The sequence below is a fragment of the uncultured Campylobacter sp. genome (genome assembly GCF_937997595.1).
Taxonomy (GTDB): domain Bacteria; phylum Campylobacterota; class Campylobacteria; order Campylobacterales; family Campylobacteraceae; genus Campylobacter_B.
On record NZ_CALKTS010000270.1, the window covers coordinates 1 to 17,152 of the forward strand.

Annotated in this window: 15 protein-coding genes and 1 tRNA gene; 1 reads left to right on the plus strand and 15 read right to left on the minus strand. The window is 48.1% G+C overall.

The features are described 5' to 3' along the window. Positions 1–1,020 carry a hypothetical protein gene (locus Q0614_RS08785; RefSeq protein ID WP_298788097.1) on the plus strand — a complete coding sequence of 340 codons (1,020 nt, stop codon included), beginning with the start codon at positions 1–3 and terminating at the stop codon, positions 1,018–1,020. Between the two features lie 253 nt (positions 1,021–1,273). On the opposite strand, the gene Q0614_RS08790 is transcribed toward Q0614_RS08785, so the two are convergent. The 15 genes from Q0614_RS08790 to Q0614_RS08860 form a co-directional block, all read right to left on the minus strand. Beyond that, positions 1,274–1,358: transfer RNA gene (locus Q0614_RS08790), tRNA-Leu, on the minus strand. Between the two features lie 69 nt (positions 1,359–1,427). Next, the gene (gene atpE, locus Q0614_RS08795) at positions 1,428–1,766 is read right to left on the minus strand and encodes an ATP synthase F0 subunit C (RefSeq protein ID WP_297960572.1); all 339 of its coding nucleotides are present in this window, start codon (positions 1,764–1,766) and stop codon (positions 1,428–1,430) included. A gap of 156 nt (positions 1,767–1,922) precedes the next feature. Continuing rightward, positions 1,923–3,437: a 2-isopropylmalate synthase gene (locus Q0614_RS08800; protein WP_298788099.1), complete on the minus strand. Its 1,515-nt coding sequence runs from the start codon at positions 3,435–3,437 to the stop codon at positions 1,923–1,925. Positions 3,438–3,521: 84 nt separating this feature from the next. Beyond that, on the minus strand, positions 3,522–4,271 hold the full coding sequence (pssA, locus tag Q0614_RS08805; RefSeq protein ID WP_298788101.1) for a CDP-diacylglycerol--serine O-phosphatidyltransferase: 750 nt from the start codon (positions 4,269–4,271) through the stop codon (positions 3,522–3,524). A gap of 127 nt (positions 4,272–4,398) precedes the next feature. Then, positions 4,399–6,348, minus strand: a complete 1,950-nt coding sequence (ftsH, locus tag Q0614_RS08810; RefSeq protein WP_297905028.1) for an ATP-dependent zinc metalloprotease FtsH — start codon at positions 6,346–6,348, stop codon at positions 4,399–4,401. Then, entirely contained in the window at positions 6,345–7,208 is an 864-nt protein-coding gene (locus tag Q0614_RS08815; RefSeq protein WP_298788104.1) for a 50S ribosomal protein L11 methyltransferase, read from the minus strand. Before Q0614_RS08815 ends, ftsH begins: the two co-directional genes overlap by 4 nt. A 78-nt stretch (positions 7,209–7,286) precedes the next feature. Continuing rightward, entirely contained in the window at positions 7,287–7,994 is a 708-nt protein-coding gene (gene hisA, locus Q0614_RS08820; RefSeq protein ID WP_298788106.1) for a 1-(5-phosphoribosyl)-5-[(5-phosphoribosylamino)methylideneamino]imidazole-4-carboxamide isomerase, read from the minus strand. Continuing rightward, on the minus strand, positions 7,994–8,719 hold the full coding sequence (hisH, locus tag Q0614_RS08825) for an imidazole glycerol phosphate synthase subunit HisH (RefSeq protein WP_298788108.1): 726 nt from the start codon (positions 8,717–8,719) through the stop codon (positions 7,994–7,996). Before hisH ends, hisA begins: the two co-directional genes overlap by 1 nt. Next, a complete protein-coding gene (locus Q0614_RS08830; RefSeq protein WP_298788110.1) occupies positions 8,716–10,521 on the minus strand; it encodes a nucleoside-diphosphate sugar epimerase/dehydratase in 1,806 nt (601 codons plus the stop codon). Before Q0614_RS08830 ends, hisH begins: the two co-directional genes overlap by 4 nt. Continuing rightward, positions 10,521–11,618: a UDP-N-acetylbacillosamine transaminase gene (pglE, locus tag Q0614_RS08835; RefSeq protein WP_298788118.1), complete on the minus strand. Its 1,098-nt coding sequence runs from the start codon at positions 11,616–11,618 to the stop codon at positions 10,521–10,523. Before pglE ends, Q0614_RS08830 begins: the two co-directional genes overlap by 1 nt. A gap of 116 nt (positions 11,619–11,734) precedes the next feature. Then, positions 11,735–12,334 (minus strand): UDP-N-acetylbacillosamine N-acetyltransferase, encoded by a 600-nt coding sequence (gene pglD, locus Q0614_RS08840; protein WP_298788112.1) that lies wholly within the window; start codon positions 12,332–12,334, stop codon positions 11,735–11,737. Then, the gene (gene pglC, locus Q0614_RS08845) at positions 12,321–12,926 is read right to left on the minus strand and encodes an undecaprenyl phosphate N,N'-diacetylbacillosamine 1-phosphate transferase (RefSeq protein ID WP_298788114.1); all 606 of its coding nucleotides are present in this window, start codon (positions 12,924–12,926) and stop codon (positions 12,321–12,323) included. The genes pglD and pglC overlap by 14 nt, the downstream gene beginning before the upstream one ends. Beyond that, positions 12,919–14,046 (minus strand): glycosyltransferase family 4 protein, encoded by a 1,128-nt coding sequence (locus Q0614_RS08850; protein WP_298788120.1) that lies wholly within the window; start codon positions 14,044–14,046, stop codon positions 12,919–12,921. Before Q0614_RS08850 ends, pglC begins: the two co-directional genes overlap by 8 nt. 74 nt (positions 14,047–14,120) lie before the next feature. Next, positions 14,121–16,184 (minus strand): STT3 domain-containing protein, encoded by a 2,064-nt coding sequence (locus Q0614_RS08855; RefSeq protein WP_298788122.1) that lies wholly within the window; start codon positions 16,182–16,184, stop codon positions 14,121–14,123. Further along, the coding region (locus Q0614_RS08860) for a pitrilysin family protein (protein WP_298788116.1) at positions 16,159–17,152 on the minus strand (994 nt) is incomplete at its 5' end. The genes Q0614_RS08860 and Q0614_RS08855, both read right to left, overlap by 26 nt.

Genomic DNA, 17,152 nt, shown 5'->3' on the forward strand with positions numbered 1-17,152 from the left:
ATACCCGCTTTTTTTACCATAAGCTTTTTTGTCGCCCTAATCGCCCCTAAAGGCAAACGCAAACTGCTTTGGCTTTTTGTTTGGTTTATGGTGTTTTTCGGGGATATTGTCGTACTTAAAGCAATTATGGCCTATTATGATTTTAAATATGCCAAGATAAACGTCTATGAAAAGCCCGCCATACACGCTTACTATGCCGGAGAAAGAGAAATAGTCGAATGGAATATAAGCGGTTTTCCTTTGATAGATCCAACCAATTGGCTAAATTTCCCTGCAAATACGACCGATGCGAATTTCATATCTTTGATAAACGGCTACGTAAATTTCATAGATTATAAAGAAAAAAGCGAAAATCCTGTCACAAACGGTAAATATTTTAGAATTTATCTGGATGACTATACCGCACAAGAGTGCTTTTTATCAGCCAAGTTAAGCACAAGAGGCTTTTTAAAGAGTATCCCGATAACGTATGAAGAATTAAATATATTTTTTAATCAACTACAATCAAATCATGAAAGCGAGGATAAAATAATCAGAGAGATAAAATCATTACTTGATGATAGAAATGCCTCGACGATAGATATAAAACCGTCTAAAATATTAAGTTACATAAAATACAATATGAAAGATCTCAAGCAAATTTACAAAGACAAATGCGTAGCTCGTAAAGAAATCAATGAAGATGAGATAGCCGATATAGAGTTGGTATTGGAAAAAGAAAATAGGATGACGGACTGGCGCATAGAGCCGGCACCAAATATCAAAACCTTTCTTGACGACCTAATCGGTCTAAGCTTTAACTACGGCGGAATCATAAAAGATAGAAAAACGGGCAGGATACTAGCTGATAATATATACGAAAACGTAAGATACCAAGGAGCGTTAGGCGAAAGCTTTATAAAGGCTTTTGGAAGCGAGTCGAGAGGATACGGGATATCTTGCGATAGCGGCAGGGAGAAGTATTTGGATATATGTAATCAAAAGATGATAGAAGAATTCTTCAGAAAGGATAGAAAATGAGAAAGTTTGAGGCGCTAAAAACATATGCAGGGCTAGCTTGGGCGGGGGGTATAGGAGATTAACAAGGCAGGGGCCAGAAAAAGCTACTATACAATTTTTTAATATATAGTAGTTTTTCTTAAAATATATGTATAAATCGATGATTTTCGGTGCTAAGAATTTTTTAAGAATAATTTTAAAATTCCCAAAAATAGGGCTCAAAAAATTATTTAAAAATTCAAAAAACGAAAAAATAGGAGAAAATTTTAATAGATGGTGCGACCGACGAGACTTGAACTCGTACACCTTGCGGCACTACCCCCTCAAGATAGCGTGTCTACCAATTCCACCACGGTCGCATAAATTTTAAAGCTTGATCTTAAGCCTTGAATTATATAAGTTTAAAGCCCGATTTCTCGGGCTTAGGATTATTTTGCAGCAGCCGCAAGACCTTCTGTTATGAAAGGGTTTGCAAAAAGCAAGACAAATGAAACAACCAACGCATAGATAACCTGTGCTTCGATCATCGCAAGCGAGATATACATCGTAGTCGATAGTTTGCTAGCTACGCTTGGGTTTCTAGCGATACCGTTAAGCGTCGCGCTAGCGGCATTTCCCATACCTAACGCGCCACCCAAAGCGGCTAGACCTAAAACGACTGCAACGGTAATTGCAGAAAAAGAAACGATCTGAGTGTAAGCACTTAGCTGCTCGCTAGCGAAAGCCGCGCCGCAAAGCGCAAATAACAATACAAGAACTTTTTTCATAAAAGTCTCCATAAATAAATTTTAAAACGAGTTTCGGATCAATACCCCTACTCCATCGTTTTAAGTGCAAAATATTATTAAAATTTTGCTTTTGATTTGTTTAATCTGGCGGAATTTGCGTTAAATTTAACAAATCCCGCCGAGCACGCCGACATCTTAGCGCTTAGCGTCCAGATATGTATTTAGCGCCGCAACGTAGGCCTTTGCGGACGCTAGCATCGTATCTACGTCAAGTCCTCTGCCGATGATAGCACCCTCGCCCGCAAATTCCACCTTGACGGTTACTTTCGCCAGCGCGTCTTTGCCCTGTGAGACCGCTTTTACTTGGTATTCTTTCAAGCTACCACTGATGCCGCTGATACGATCTATCGCTTTAAATATCGCATCCACGCCGCCGTTTCCAAGCGCGCTGTCGCTTAAAATTTCATCCTTATACCTTAGCGTAAGTGCGGTGCTAGCGTGTCCTTTGTTGCAGCTATTGGAGCTTAAAACTAGCACTTCATAGGTCTTTTCGGCTCCCACGAACTCGTCGTTTACAAGCTCTCTAATATCCTCGTCGAAAACGTCCTTTTTGCTATCGGCGAGCGCTTTAAATTTATTAAACGCGATCTCGATCTGCTCATTACTAAGCTCATAGCCCAAAGACACCAGCTTGTCTTTGAAGGCGTGGCGGCCGCTGTGTTTGCCCAGTACGAGCGAGTTTTTATCAAGCCCGATATCCTCAGCATGCATTATCTCGTAGGTTTCTTTGTGCTTTAGCACGCCGTCTTGGTGGATGCCGCTTTCATGCGCGAAGGCGTTTTTGCCTACGATCGCTTTATTAGGCTGCGGCTCGATACCCGTGATACTTGCGACTAGGCGGCTGGATGGGTAAATTTCTTTCAAATTTATATCGGTATAAAGCGGCGCAAATTTATCTGTGCGCGTCTTTATCGCCATTACGATCTCCTCTAGCGCCGCGTTACCCGCGCGCTCGCCGATACCGTTTATCGTGCACTCGACCTGTCTGGCTCCTGCCAAGATAGCGGCTAAGGAATTTACGGTAGCCATCCCCAAGTCGTTGTGGTTATGCACCGAAACTACGGCGCGCCCGTCGATAAGCTTAACGATCTCGCCTATGCGCGCAGTGATCTCATCCGGATAGAGATAGCCCACCGTATCGGGGATATTTATGGTGGAGGCCCCTGCGCTTATCGCGGCGTCGCAGATCTCTTTTAAAAAACCCATATCGCTTCTGCACGCATCCTCGCAACTAAACTCCACGTCATCGCATAGACTTTTTGCGTATTGCACAGACTCTACGGCGCGCTTTATGACCTCTTGCGGCTGCATTTTGAGTTTAAATTCCATATGGATGGGGCTTGTGGCGATGAAGGTGTGGATGCGCCCGAGCTTTGCGCCCTTTATCGCTTCGCCTGCGGCCTTGATGTCTTTTTCTAAAGCGCGCGCAAGCGAACAGACGCGAGCCTTGCTAACGGCGCTAGCGATCTTTTCTATCGCGTCAAAATCCCCGGGGCTCGCCGCCGCAAAGCCAGCCTCGATAACATCTACGCCCAGCTTTTCAAGCTGCAACGCAAGATGGATCTTTTCGTCCGTATTCATCGACGCTCCGGGGCTTTGCTCGCCGTCACGAAGCGTCGTATCGAAGATTATGATTTTATTTTTGTCCATTACAAATCCTTTCAAAGGGTTAAAATTTGGCAAAATTATAGCCGCGCAAACTTAAAACAATCGCGGCGATAAACATATTTGAGATTATTTCGCCGTTTCCTCGGGTTTGTCTTTTTTATGAAATTTAGCCGCGCTTAAATTTAAAGCTCCGCGAACCAAACCGTAAACGATATAAACCAAAGTGAGCACCGCCGGAAATTCCAGCCTGAAAAGATATAAAAACGAGAAAAATACGACGATTAGAAGCACTAAAATTTTAATCGCGTTGGGGCGTTTTAGGCTGATCTTTTTAAAGCTCGGAAAGCGGATGTTGCTTACCATCAAAAACGATAACGCCGCCATTGCGATGATCAAAAATACGCCAAACCCTTTGGAAAGCTCATATTTTAAATAAATTCCGATCCAAAACGCCATCGTAATCGCTGCTGTCGGAATCGGTAGCCCGATAAAAACGCTAGGCTCGTAGGTGCCCGTAGTGACGTTGAATCGCGCCAGTCTGATCGCGCCGAAAACCACGTAAAGTGCGGCTACGAGCGAGCCAACCTTACCGTAATCGTGCCCGACCGCACAGTAAAATAGCAGCGCCGGCGCTACGCCGAAAGCAACGATATCCGCAAGGCTATCGAACTCCACGCCGAATTTCGATGTCGCATGCGTTAGCCTCGCCACGCGGCCGTCAAGCCCGTCGCAGATCAAGGATAAAATGATATAAAAGATCGCGGCGCTGAAGTTGCCTTTGATCGTAGAAATTATGCTGATGACCGCTAAAAATGCACTTGCCGCCGTGAAAAAATTCGGCAATATGTAGATTAATTTTCCCTTTTCCTCTTCCATCTCTTACTCTTTAAATTTTATTTTTGCACCGCTTTTCATTCGGTGCCGCGGATCGCGCATAAAACACTTTAGCGTGATCGTCTTAAAAATTTAGCCCTAAGTTCTTACCGCGCGCGAAGCTTTAAATTTAAGCTTCGCTCTTTGCGCTTTCGATATCGTCGTTAGCGCCTAAATTTCGCACCAGACGGGTAGGCATGCCGTTATCTTTTTCAAATTTAGAGATGATCTCTACGATCTGCTCGCCCGAGACCGTCTCCTTCTCATACAGCGCCTTCACCATCTCCTCGATCGCCGGAGCGTAGGTCCTTAGCGTCTCTTTTACCGCCGCGTAGCGCTCATCCAGCGTCTTGCGAACATATTCGTCGATCTTAACCGCCGTTACCTCGCTGTAATCCTTGATGCTCTGTCCGCCATTTAGGAAGGAATACTGCTGCTTTTCTAGCACCGCAAGCCCGAGCGCATCGGTCATTCCGACCTGAGTAGCCATAAATTTAAGCATATCGGTAGCGCGCTGCAAATCGTTGCCCGCTCCGTCGGTGATCTCGCCCAAAAACACATCCTCCGCCGCGCGCCCCGCCAAAAACGTATCGATCTCGGCAAAAATTTCATGGCGCTGGTGCAGGTATCTATTTTCAAACGGCGAATTTAGCGTGTATCCCGCAGCGCTCAATCCGCGCGGTACGATAGTTACTTTAGATACCGGCATCGCGCCTTTGGTAAGCTCGGCGATGAGCGCATGACCGCTTTCGTGGTACGCGACGATTCGCTTTTCAATCGGGCTTACGCGGCGCGATTTTTTAGCCAGTCCGATACCGACGCGCTCGATCGCTTCGAGCAGGTCCTTTTGCTCGACCTCCGCCTTTGCCTCGCGACCAGCTAAAAGCGCGGCTTCGTTGATGATGTTTGCAAGATCGGCTCCCGCAAAGCCCACGGTAAGGCGCGCGATCTCTTCGATATCGATATCGCGGGCAAATTTAACGTCGCGCATATGCACCTTTAAAATCGCCATTCTGCCGTCAAAATCAGGTCTATCGACCAAAACCTGCCTATCGAATCTGCCTGGACGCAGAAGCGCCGCATCCAGCGTCTCCGGGCGGTTGGTAGCCGCAAGGACGATTACCGGGCTTGATTCCGAGCCGAAGCCGTCCATCTCGGCAAGCAGCTGATTTAGCGTCTGTTCGCGCTCGTCGTTACCTCCGCCGATACCGCCTGCGGTTCTGCTTTTGCCGATCGCGTCGATCTCGTCGATGAAAACGATTGCCGGAGCCTGTTTTTTAGCGTTATCAAATAGATCGCGCACCCTGCTGGCGCCCACGCCTACGAACATCTCGATGAAGCTGGAGCCCGATACCGAAAAAAACGGCACGTCCGCTTCGCCCGCGACCGCCTTAGCTAGCAGCGTCTTACCCGTACCCGGAGGACCCACCAAAAGCACGCCTTTTGGAATTTTAGCCCCGAGGCTGATATATCGCTCGGGGTTTTTTAAGAAATCTACGATCTCCTTAACCTCCTCTTTCGCCTCTTCGACGCCCGCTACATCGCTAAATTTAACCTTCGGCTTTTCGGCGCTTACCAGGTTTTTGGAGCTTCCGATGCCGAGCACGCCGCCGCCCATATTGCGCTGCATGCGGTTGGCTAAAAACATCCAAATTCCAAAGAAAATCACGAGCGGCAAGACCCAGCTAAAGAGCAGATCGGTCAAAAAATTGCTCTCGTTATACGCGCCGTATGGAATTTTGCGCGATTCTAAAATTTGAACCAGCTCGGGATCATCCACGCGCTTGGCGGTGTAGATTACGTTGCCGACTTGCGCTTTAATCGTGGAGCTTCCGATGGAGACCATGCTTACTTGAGAGTTTTTGATTTGCGATTTTAGCTCGGAGTAAGTTACATTTCTACTCTCGCCCGAGACGGAGCCTAGCACTCCACCGCTATCAAATCCGCCGCTTGGCGATATCGCTTTAAACACGACTATCAAAATAAGCGCGAAAATAATAAAAACGCCGATCGGATTTTTATTGAAAAAATTGTTTCCGCCGCCGTTTTGAGGGGGTTGATTATTTGGGTTGTTATTCATATTTTCCTTTCATAAACGAAGCTGAGCCATTCGTTTTGCTTTTTCATCTGCACGAAATTTAAATCCGAAAAGGCTTGCTCTATCCTATCTTTATATTTTTCTAAAATTCCCGACAGCACGAGCTTGCCGCCCGGTTTTAGCGCTTTTTTCAGATCCGCGCTTAAGATCAAAATCACGTCGGCGATTATATTTGCGACGACGAGATCAAACTGCGGCTGCGCGACTGCGCTTGAACTTTGCTCGTTTAAGCTTGAAACGCTGCCGAGCCAAATTTTATCGATCTGCACGCCGTTTTTCTCGGCGTTTTGCTGCGTAGCCGCCACCGCCTGCTCGTCGGTATCGCAGGCACTTACCTTTGCGCCCAGTTTTTTCATCGCGATACTTAAAATTCCGCTGCCGCAGCCCACGTCAAGCGCGTTCATGCCATTGCGAGCGAGCTCGCTAAGCAGCGCCAGGCACATATTGGTGCTTTCGTGATGACCCGAGCCGAACGCCAGCGCAGGATCGATCAGCAGATCGATTAACGCGCTATCTTGCGATCTTTCGCACCAGCTCGGACGGACGTAAAATTTGCCGACTGCCACGGGCGCGACCCCTTTTTTATACTCATCGAGCCAGTCTTTGTTTTGCTTTTTTGAAATTTCGATCTGCAGATCGGCGTCTAAATTAAGAGATCGCGCGAGCCCCTTTTTAAACTCTTCAAACGCAAATTTTAAATTTTGCAGATCCTCTTCGTCGCGGATTATGAAGCGCTCGCCATCCTCCTCGACGCAGGTAACGCCGAGCTCAAACGCAAAGCTCTTGAAAAGCTCACTTGCATTCTCGCTTTTTACGATCATCTCATAAAAAAAATCTTTCATCGCCTCACATCGCCTTTAAATTTTAAAATTTGCATATTACTAAAATTTAGTTCAAACTTTGCTTACGCTCGGGCGCTTTTATAGAGCCTCAAACGCCTTTTTAAGATCGAGCGTGCCCTCGTAATACGCCTTGCCGACGATAAGCCCTGCGATAGAGCCTGCGTTTTTTAGTGCGATTATGTCGTTTATATCTTTAACGCCGCCACTTGCGATAGTGTCGATACCGCTAGCTTTCGCGATAAAGCGGCTAAATTCTACGTTTACGCCGCTTAGCATCCCGTCGCGCGATATGTCGGTGCAGATGATCGCGCAAACGCCCGCGTCCGCGTAGTCTCGCGCCAGATCAGTCGCTTTTACGCGGCTTAGTTCAGCCCAGCCCTCGGTCGCTACGAGCCCCTCTTTCGCGTCTATGCCCACGACGATGCGGTAAAGCTTCGCCATCTGCTTTACGAAATCCGGGTTTTTTAGCGCCGCCGAGCCCAGGATAAATCTATCGACGCCTAAGCTCAAATATTCCATTATGCGCGCTTCGTCGCGGATGCCGCCGCCCACTTCTACGCGCAGGCGCGTGCTTTTTACGATCCGCTCGATCGCTTTGAAATTTACCGCCTCGCCCGCAAACGCGCCGTCTAAATCAACCAGATGCAGCCATTTAGCGCCGAGATCTTCAAATTTTTTGGCTAGCTCGCAGGGGTCCTTGGAATAAATTTTTGCGCTTTGCATCTCGCCCTTGCTAAGGCGCACGGCATATCCTTGTTTCAGATCGATCGCAGGGAAAATTTCCATCACAGCTCCGTAAAATTTTTAATGATTTTTATGCCCGCATCGTGGCTTTTTTCGGGATGCGGCTGAAAGGCAAATACGTTTTCGCGCCAGATCGCGCTTGCAAACTCATAGCCGTAAAACGTGGTCGCAAGCGTGATCTCGCGCGCGCAAAGGACGTGGTAGGAGTGCACGAAATACAAATACTCAAACTCGCCCAAGCCCGCGTTTATCGGCGAGCGCTTGATAAAATGCGCGCTGTTCCAGCCCACGTGCGGGATCTTTAGGCTTTCGGCACAGGTAAAATTTTGCCAGCTGCGCGCGCTAGATTCCGCCTCGTCTGAATTAAATTTCGCCCCGCCCGATCTAAATTTAGAATCTTCGGATCGGAATTCCGCCCCCTGAATATTAAATTTCGTTTTGTCAAATTTCACGACGCGACCAGGCAAAATTCCAAGTCCGCTGCGCGCGCCGAATTCCTCGCTTTGCTCGAACAGAAGCTGCATCCCAAGGCAGATGCCTAAAAAATATCTGCCGCTTGCGACGAATTCTTTGATCGCGGCGTCCATACCGCTTGCGCGAAGCCTCTCCATCGCCTCGCCGAATGCGCCCACGCCCGGAAGCAAGGCCTTATCGCAGCTCAAAAGCTCCTCTGGGCTGCGCGCGAGGCAAAATTTAGCGCCGCAAAAGCTAAGCGCGTTCATCACGCTTTGGATATTGCCCGCGCCGTAATCCACGATACCGATCAAGCCGTGCCCTTCATATCGTTTAATCGGTGCGAAAACTCGGGCACGATGCGCTTTAGCTTATCCGCAACCTGCGCGTCCTCGCACTCCGAAAGCTCCTCGATCTGCGAGCTTAGCTCCTCTAGGTCGTATTTTGCGGAGTGGGTTACGAAGATGGATTGATACTTCGTGCTCTTGTCGTTTTCGTCGATCAAAAGCTCCTCATAAAGCTTCTCGCCGGGGCGCAGACCTACAAATTTGATGCCCAGCTCCTCCTTGCCGGCAAGCTGGAGCATTCGCTTGGCAAGATCGGCAATCTTTACGGGCTCGCCCATATCTAGCACGAAAAGCTCGCCGCCTCGCGCGATGGAGGCTGCCTGAAGCACGAGCTGACACGCCTCGCTAACGAGCATAAAATATCTCGTAATCTCGGGGTGCGTAACGGTAAGCGGCTCGTTCGCTTCGATCTGGCGTTTAAATTTAGGAATGACGCTGCCGCTTGAGCCGAGCACGTTTCCGAAGCGCACCGCGACGATCTGCGTTTCGCTTGCCGCGTCGTTGGAATTTAGCGCGTAAAGCTCGCAGATACGCTTCGTCGTGCCCATAATGTTCGTCGGTCGCACCGCCTTATCGGTCGAGATCAAAACGACCTTTTTCGCGCCGTATTTTTTGGACAGATCAATTACGTTTTTTGTGCCGATGACATTGTTTTTGACCGCTAGATGCGGATTAAACTCACATAGCGGCACGTGCTTATACGCCGCTGCGTGCACGACTACTTCGGGATGAAATTCTGCAAAAACCTCCTCCAGCTCATGGCGATAAACGACGTTTATCATCTTTAACTCGTTGCGCGCATCCGCGCCGGTGGCTTCGTTAATCGAGTAGAGGTTAAACTCGCTGTGTTCGACCATAATGAGCCTCTTTGCGCCGAATTTCAAGCACTGCTTGCAAATCTCGCTTCCTATCGTGCCGCCCGCGCCCGTTACCAGCACGATCTTGTCTTTGATAAAATTTTCGATCGCCTTGGTATCAAGGTCTTTAGGCTTGCGCGCGAGCAGATCCTCGATCGATACGTCGCGGATCTTTTTGCTCTCATCCTCCAAAAGCGAAAAGAGTTTAATATCCTTTAGCCCGTACGCGAACAGCTCATCATAGAGCTCCTTTAGCTCGTCCGGATACAGCGCCAGCGCGATGATCGCGGTTTTAGCGCCGCTATCTTTGATCATCTGCGGAATTTCGCTCTTGGCTCTGACGACGTAGTTTTCGCAATAGGTCCCCACAAGCTCTGCCCGTCCGTCCACGACGCCCACGGGATAGTAGTTGATATATTTTTGCCGCATACCTTTTAGGACGTGAAAGGTCTTGCTCGTAGCGCCTACGACGATACAAGGCTCGTTATTCGTGATATTTTTCTTCTCGCTTAGAAACATCCGCTTTGAAATTCTAATCCCACCGATTAAAATAAACGAGATCGCCGCATCTATGATGATGACCGAGCGCGGGAACGGGTTAAAAATTTTACTCGCTAGAAAAAACAGGATCAAAAAGGTAAGCGCTGCCATCACGTGCGCATAAAAGAGCTTTCTTGCTTCATATAGGCCGAAAAATCTCCACGGAACTAAATAGATCCGCAAAAACCAAAAATAGAAAATTTTAATCGCAGTAAGGCTCGAGGCGCTAAGCAGCGCGCCTTTATAAAATTCGTTCGGTATATCTCCGCTAAATCGCAGCAAAAACGCGATGTAAACGGAGAGGATCGAGATAAAAATATCTCCTAGCAAAAAAAACGCGAAGCGGCTAAATTTAGTGGGTTTTAACAGCATCAGATGTTTTCTTTTACGATTTTTACGACGCGCTCGATCGTCTCGTCGCTCATATCGGTGCCGCTAGGAAGGCAAATTCCGCGCTCAAACATATCCTCGCTCGTGCCGTCAACTACGCTAAGCGCGCCTGCGAAGATGCTTTGCAGATGCATCGGCTTCCAAAGCGGGCGAGATTCGATGTCGGCTTTATTTAGCGCATCGATAACCTTTAGATGAGCGCCTTTTTGTTTAAATAATAAAGTCGTAAGCCATCTATTGCCCTCGCTGCCTTCGACTTCAGGCATAAACTCCACGTCGGTGCCTCTAAACAGATCCTCGTAAATTTTAAAAATTTCACGTTTTCTCTTTACGCGCTGCGGCAAGACCTCCATCTGACCTACGCCGATAGCGCCTAAGACGTTGCTTAAGCGGTAGTTGTAGCCGTAGTCCTTGTGCTCGTAGTGAAGCAGCGGCTCGCGCGCTTGGGTGCTTAAAAATCTAGCCTTGGCGATTAGCTTCTCGTCGTTTGAGATCAGCATTCCGCCGCCTGAAGTAGTGATGATTTTATTGCCATTAAAGCTTAGCGCACCGCATTTTCCGATGCCGCCAAGTGCTTTACCCTTATAAAATCCGCCCAGCGCTTCTGCGGCATCCTCGATAACATCAATGCCTTCGTTCGCGCAAATTTCACATATCTCATCCATCTTCGCAGCCTGTCCGTAAAGATGCGTAACGACGAGCACCTTTGGTTTTTTCGGCGATTTTTTGATCGCTTCTTTAAGCAGCCTCGGGCTTAAATTCCAACTCTCGTCGCTGTCTATCAGCACCGGCACGCAGCGCTCGTAAAATATCGGATTTAGCGACGCCATGAAGGTAAACGTGGACCCTAGCACCACGTCGCCGTCCTTTGCGCCGCTGCAGCGAAGCGCTAGATGAAGCGCCGCCGTGCCTGCGTTTAACGCTAGCGCGCCGCGCGTTTTGGTATAAGCTTTGACGCTATTTTCAAATCTATCGACATATTCGCCCAAAGGCGCTATATAGTTGCTCTCAAATACCTTTTTTATATACTCAAGCTCATCGCCGCCCATATTCGGCGGGCTTAAAAATACTCTTGCCATCTCTATCCTTCCTTGATCTTTAAATTTAACCTCGCGCGGAGCAAGGCTAAATTTAGCTTTCGGCATAAAATTTAAATGCTCGGATTTTATCACTTTTAATGCTATAAATTTTAAATTCAGCTATTTTTTTTAATCACGCGAGCGGGCACGCCTACGGCTACGCTGTCGCTAGCTATGTCGCGCACTACCGCAGCGCCCGCGCCGATAATGCAGCGCTGCCCGATCTTTAGCCTCTGAATGACGCTAGCGCCGATACCGATGTGCGAAAACGCCCCCACCTTCACGCCGCCCGCAAGCGCCGCGTTTGGGCTAATGTGCGCAAACTCGCCGATCTCGCACTCATGCTCGATTACGACGCCTGAATTGATTATCGCGCCGCGACCGATTTTAGCTCGCGCGTTTATCACGGCGCCGGGCATTACGACCGCGCCCTCGCCGATGACGGCGCTTGGGCTAACGATGGCGCTTTGATGAATTAGCGTCGCTATCTCAAAACCTGCGCGCGCTACCCTCTCTTGTATCTTTGCGCGGGTTTTGTTATCTCCGATTGCGATTATTACGGGATATTTCGGCAGATCCTCGCTAAATTTCAGCCCTGCCGCGTCGTCTAAAAAAACGACCTCGCTAAATTTAGCCCCGCGTGCGGCTAGCGCGACGTCCGCGACCACCAGCCCGTGTCCGCTTGCGCCGTAAACGTAAATTTTAGTTGTGCCCATTAAATTTCTCCGTCGTCGCCATGCCCTCTTTATTCACGCCCTCTTTCGCAAGCACTTTTTTAATCGTCAAAAGCGCGATCTTAAGATCGAGCGCGAAGCTTAAATTTTGCGCGTAATACGTATCGAACTCAAATTTTTTCTCCCAGCTGATCGCGTTGCGACCGTTTACCTGCGCAAGCCCCGTGATACCCGGACGCACGCTGTGCCTAAGGCTCTGCTGCGGCGAATAAAGCGGCAGGTACTCGATCAGCAGCGGGCGCGGCCCGATGAAGCTCATATCGCCCTTTAGCACGTTGAAAAGCTGCGGCAGCTCATCCAGGCTTAGCGCGCGGATCTTTTTGCCGTAATCGTTCAGCCGCGCTTCGTCTGGCAGAAGCTCGCCGTCCGCGCCGCGCTCGTCGCTCATCGTTTTAAATTTGTAAATTTTAAAAATTTGCTCATCAAGCCCAGGGCGAGATTGCGTAAAAATCGCGCTTTTGCTAATGTGCTTGCGGATCAAGAACCACGTAAGCGCCATCACGGGCAAAACCAAAATAATCAAAACCAAAGCCGCGGTAAAATCGAGCGCGCGCTTTAAAAAACACCTATACATCGATAAATTTCCTATAAACCTCTAAATATTTTTCCGTGACGATCTTTTCGTCGTAATTTGCAAGTACCATCTCGCGCCCGTTTCGCCCTAGCCTCTCGCAAAGCGCAGCATCGTCCAATAGAATTTCGATCTTTCGCGCAAGACCCTCTGCGTCGCGAGTGCGGCAGATCAGACCGTTGACGCCATCTTGCACCGCCTCGACGCAGCCGCTGCAATCGCTTACCACGCAGGCTCGCGCCATGCTCATCGCCTCTAAAACCGTGCGCGGAAAGCCCTCCTTGTAGCTAGGAAGTGCCAGTAGGTAACTAGCCTTCAAAAGCTCAGGCACATCGTTTCTAGCACCCAGATAATGTACCGCACCGCTTTGCAAAAACGCAGGATCAGCGGTGCTTTTATTGCCCGCAAAACCCTCGCCTACAAAGACAAATTTCGCATCCGATCGATCTTTTAAAATTTCTGCTGCTTCGTAGAATTCTCTCACGCCCTTATGCCACATCGCGCGAGCTATCATCAGCACGATTTTTTTGCCGTGCAAATCCTCGCCCAGATCCGCCGCACTAACGATTTTGGGGTTGAATCTTTCAGCATCTACGCCTACACTTTTAATCCTTATGACCTTTTGCTTCGCAATAAGCCCGCGAGATAGCATATAATTGGGATCGGCATCGTTTACAAATACGCAAGCATCCGCCTGCGAAAATGAAAATTTATAAAGCTTCTCCAAAACCGCTCGCACAAGCCTTGTTTTAATATCATCGTCGATATAAAAGCTGCCCAGCCCCTCGACTAAGTTTATCACATATTTTATACCCGCCTCTCGAGCCGCCAGTGTACCAAACACGTTTGATTTATGCGCGGCTGTTTGCAGCAGGTCCAAATTTAGCCTCTTTAGCTCGCGCGCAAGGGCTTTGGTGTTGCTAAATACGGTAAACGGATTTAAGCTCGCTCGATCAAGATCGTAGGTTATGGCATTAAAATCGCGCGCTAAATCCTGCGTATAAGCGCCTCGAGGAGCGATTGCAAAAACCTCGTGTCCGCGCTCTTTTAAAGCCTGCATTATCGGGCGACGAAAGAAATGTAAGCTCATATCGGCATGGCTTAAAAACCCTATGCGAGCCATATGCTGCATCCCTTGCTTGGCGTTGCGAGATTAAATTTCATAAATTTCTCCTTAGATTGCGGCAAAAATTTTATCTAGCGCTTTAATTTATAAACTTTCACAGCAGGGCTTAAGATCACAGGCTCGAATAGCTCGGGCCTATATCTTTCAAATACAAAAAGCTGAATATAGCTTGAGTTTAGCATCGTCTTATCTAGCAGCAAAAATCGCCCGTAATCGCGCATGAAAATAACGTAAAATTGCGCGCTGCTGTCCATATTAAACTCTTTTACCGAAAGCTTGCCATTCGCGTCGTAGCTCGTTTCGTAAAAGGTATTGATCGCAAATTTTCTACCGCTATACTCTAAATTTAAAAGGCTCGGCGAGATCGAAAAGCCGTTGTCCATATGCACGCCGCTTTGATCCTGAACGAACCTATCGCTCGTTATGAAAAACAGCTCACTTAGCTGCTTGCCGTCGGTGATGTCGATATTTGAAAACTGCGTGACGACGGGAAAGATATTCATCATACGATCGGGCAAGATGTAATAGATGTCACGCGTAGGCTTCGGCGGCTTAAAATCAGCCAGTCCCAAGCTTAAGATAAAATCATTTACATCGGTCGCGTTGTAGTCTTTTAAAATTTGCTTTAGCTTGTTTGGAATTTTTTCGCTATATCCGCGCTCGGTGTATTCGACATCCAGGCGCGCCATATTTGCAGAGCTCATCTGATCTCTAAAAAGCGCAAAGCTAACGGGGAAATTATCGTTGCCTAGGTGTTTGCCGCCGTCGATGAGGGTTTTTACGTCGCTGTAATAGCGTATGCCGTATCCGTAGTCCCACCACGAAAGCGCGTAATCCTCGCGCTGCGCCTTATCTTTAAGCTCATCGAGCACCCGCACTTCGCTTTGATAAAAGACCGTATCGACCTTGTACGAGACGATGTGCTGCCACGCAGGATAGATCGCAAGTGCCGTCAAAATAAGCAGTATCGCGCGTCCCGCGATCTTTGGCAGATCCAAGCGCTTTACGCAAAAATACAAAATATATCCGAAGCTCAGTCCCATCACACCCACGGCATAGATCGTAAATCTAAGGCCTGCTTTGTTCGCCGCAAAGCCCAAAAGCAAAAGCGGGATCGAGAGCAAAAATTCCTTATGCCTAAAGCAAAGCAGCAAATATCCGATTGCTGCGATCACGAAAACCGCGACGTGCGAGCTGATGCGCTCCATAAAGATCTTAGGCGGCACGATGCCTGATTCTTGGATCGTTTGATTGACGTTGAAAAAATGAAATGCCGTATCGGCGTTGTCCGCAAGGGAGCGGAAGATATAAAATTTCGCCTGAAAGATGATCGGGCTAAGACCTCCGTTTGCGACGAAAAAGACTACGGCAAGCGCGCCGATAATCGCTAAAATTTTAAAATTTAATAGCTTTCCTTTAAATGCAAAGAGCCAAAATAGCGTAAGTGAGATTAAAATTTTTGCCACCAAAGGCGTGGAACAAAGCGCGATCAAAAAGATGATCATCGCTTCGTAATTTACTCTACTTTTTCGCTTAAAAATCAGCGTATAGGCGAAAAACATGGCGAACATCATAGAATTTAGCGAGAAGCTTGAGGGATACCACCACATATAAAATATCGTAAACGCACCCAGCCAAAACAGCGTGCTGCGCGAGCCGCGCGTGCAGATACGGATGAGCGCCCACAAAATGCACATCGCAAGCACGATATTTAGCATATCGGTGTCGTAATACCCCGCCATAGTGCGGTTGTAGTAGCTATTCGCCACGCTCGCGACAAGCGCGCCGATGAAGCCCGCGCGCATGCAGCGAAACTCGCTTGAGATAAGCAATATCGGCACTACGATGAGCGAGCTAAACAAAGCCGGCAGATAAACGAAGATCGTCTCGATTTTAAAGGGCAAAATTTCAGCCAAAAACGCCGTCACGATCGAAAGCGGTGCACTAAAGTAGCTAAGATCGTTGGGCTGATGAAAGCCGGCGAGGCGGTCGCGCGCGCCCTCTGCAAAGGCGTAGCCGTCGTTTGTGTTTATCATCAGCTCGCCATCCCAAAAAAAGTAGTTCACAAAACCGCTCGCCCAGTGCACCCACCACATGCGAAACGCCACGCTAAAGGCAAATGCAAACAAAATCATCAGCAAAATACCGGCCTACGTAAAAATTACTGATCTGACCAACCGTCTGAGCGCCCATCTGATAACGACCCAGTGAGTACGATTTAACACTTTCTAAATCTTCAGCAGAAATAGAGCCAGATAGCACTTTCTTTAACTCTCTGACGATGATATCAAATAGCTTTTCGGCCGTATCAATATTCACTTGCCCACCAAAATCCCAAGCCGAATCATAAAAACCGACTGAGGTGTCGCTAAATATACTGTAAGCTAAGCCCTTCTTACGCGCCGAACCAAAAATCCTTGAACTCATCGTGCCAGTAAGTATATGATTTAAGGCACTCATAGCGTCAACCTCTTCATCTGTTAATTCACGCGGCACGACCATCGACCAGCCAAATGTCAGATTTGTCGCTTCTTTGCGTCGAATCAGAACCGGATTTGCCCTACGAGGCTCATCGTGCGGAATCGCAAACCTCTCACCAGTCTCCAATTGCCACCCCTCCAAATGCTCCTTAATGGCAGACTTTCGCCCTGTCAATTTTCCAGCCACCACAAACCGCATGTTCTTCAAAGTGTGCGTACGCTTATGGTGATTTTTTATATCTTTAAGCTCAATATTAGCAATCGTCTTTAACCGCTGATTATAGGTCAATATATCCTCACCCAGTGCCTGCTGGATGCGTGGCCACATCACACGGTTATGATTATTAAGATAGCCCGTTAATTCAGAGCGAACATTGCCCTTTTCTGCCTCCAGCTCGTCAGCATTAAAGCGTGGCGTTGTAATGGCTAGTCTCTGAAGCTCTAAGATCCGGTCCCACTCAAAATCAGCGCATATTGCCTCGTAAACCATCGAATAATCTGACGTATAAGCATTATGATAGGCGCCATTTTTAGTGAATTCTTGCTCATAATTATGCTCTGAGCGGAATTTTTCATTAGCGCCAAATGCCATATGCTCCATAATATGCGCCGTTTCATAGATA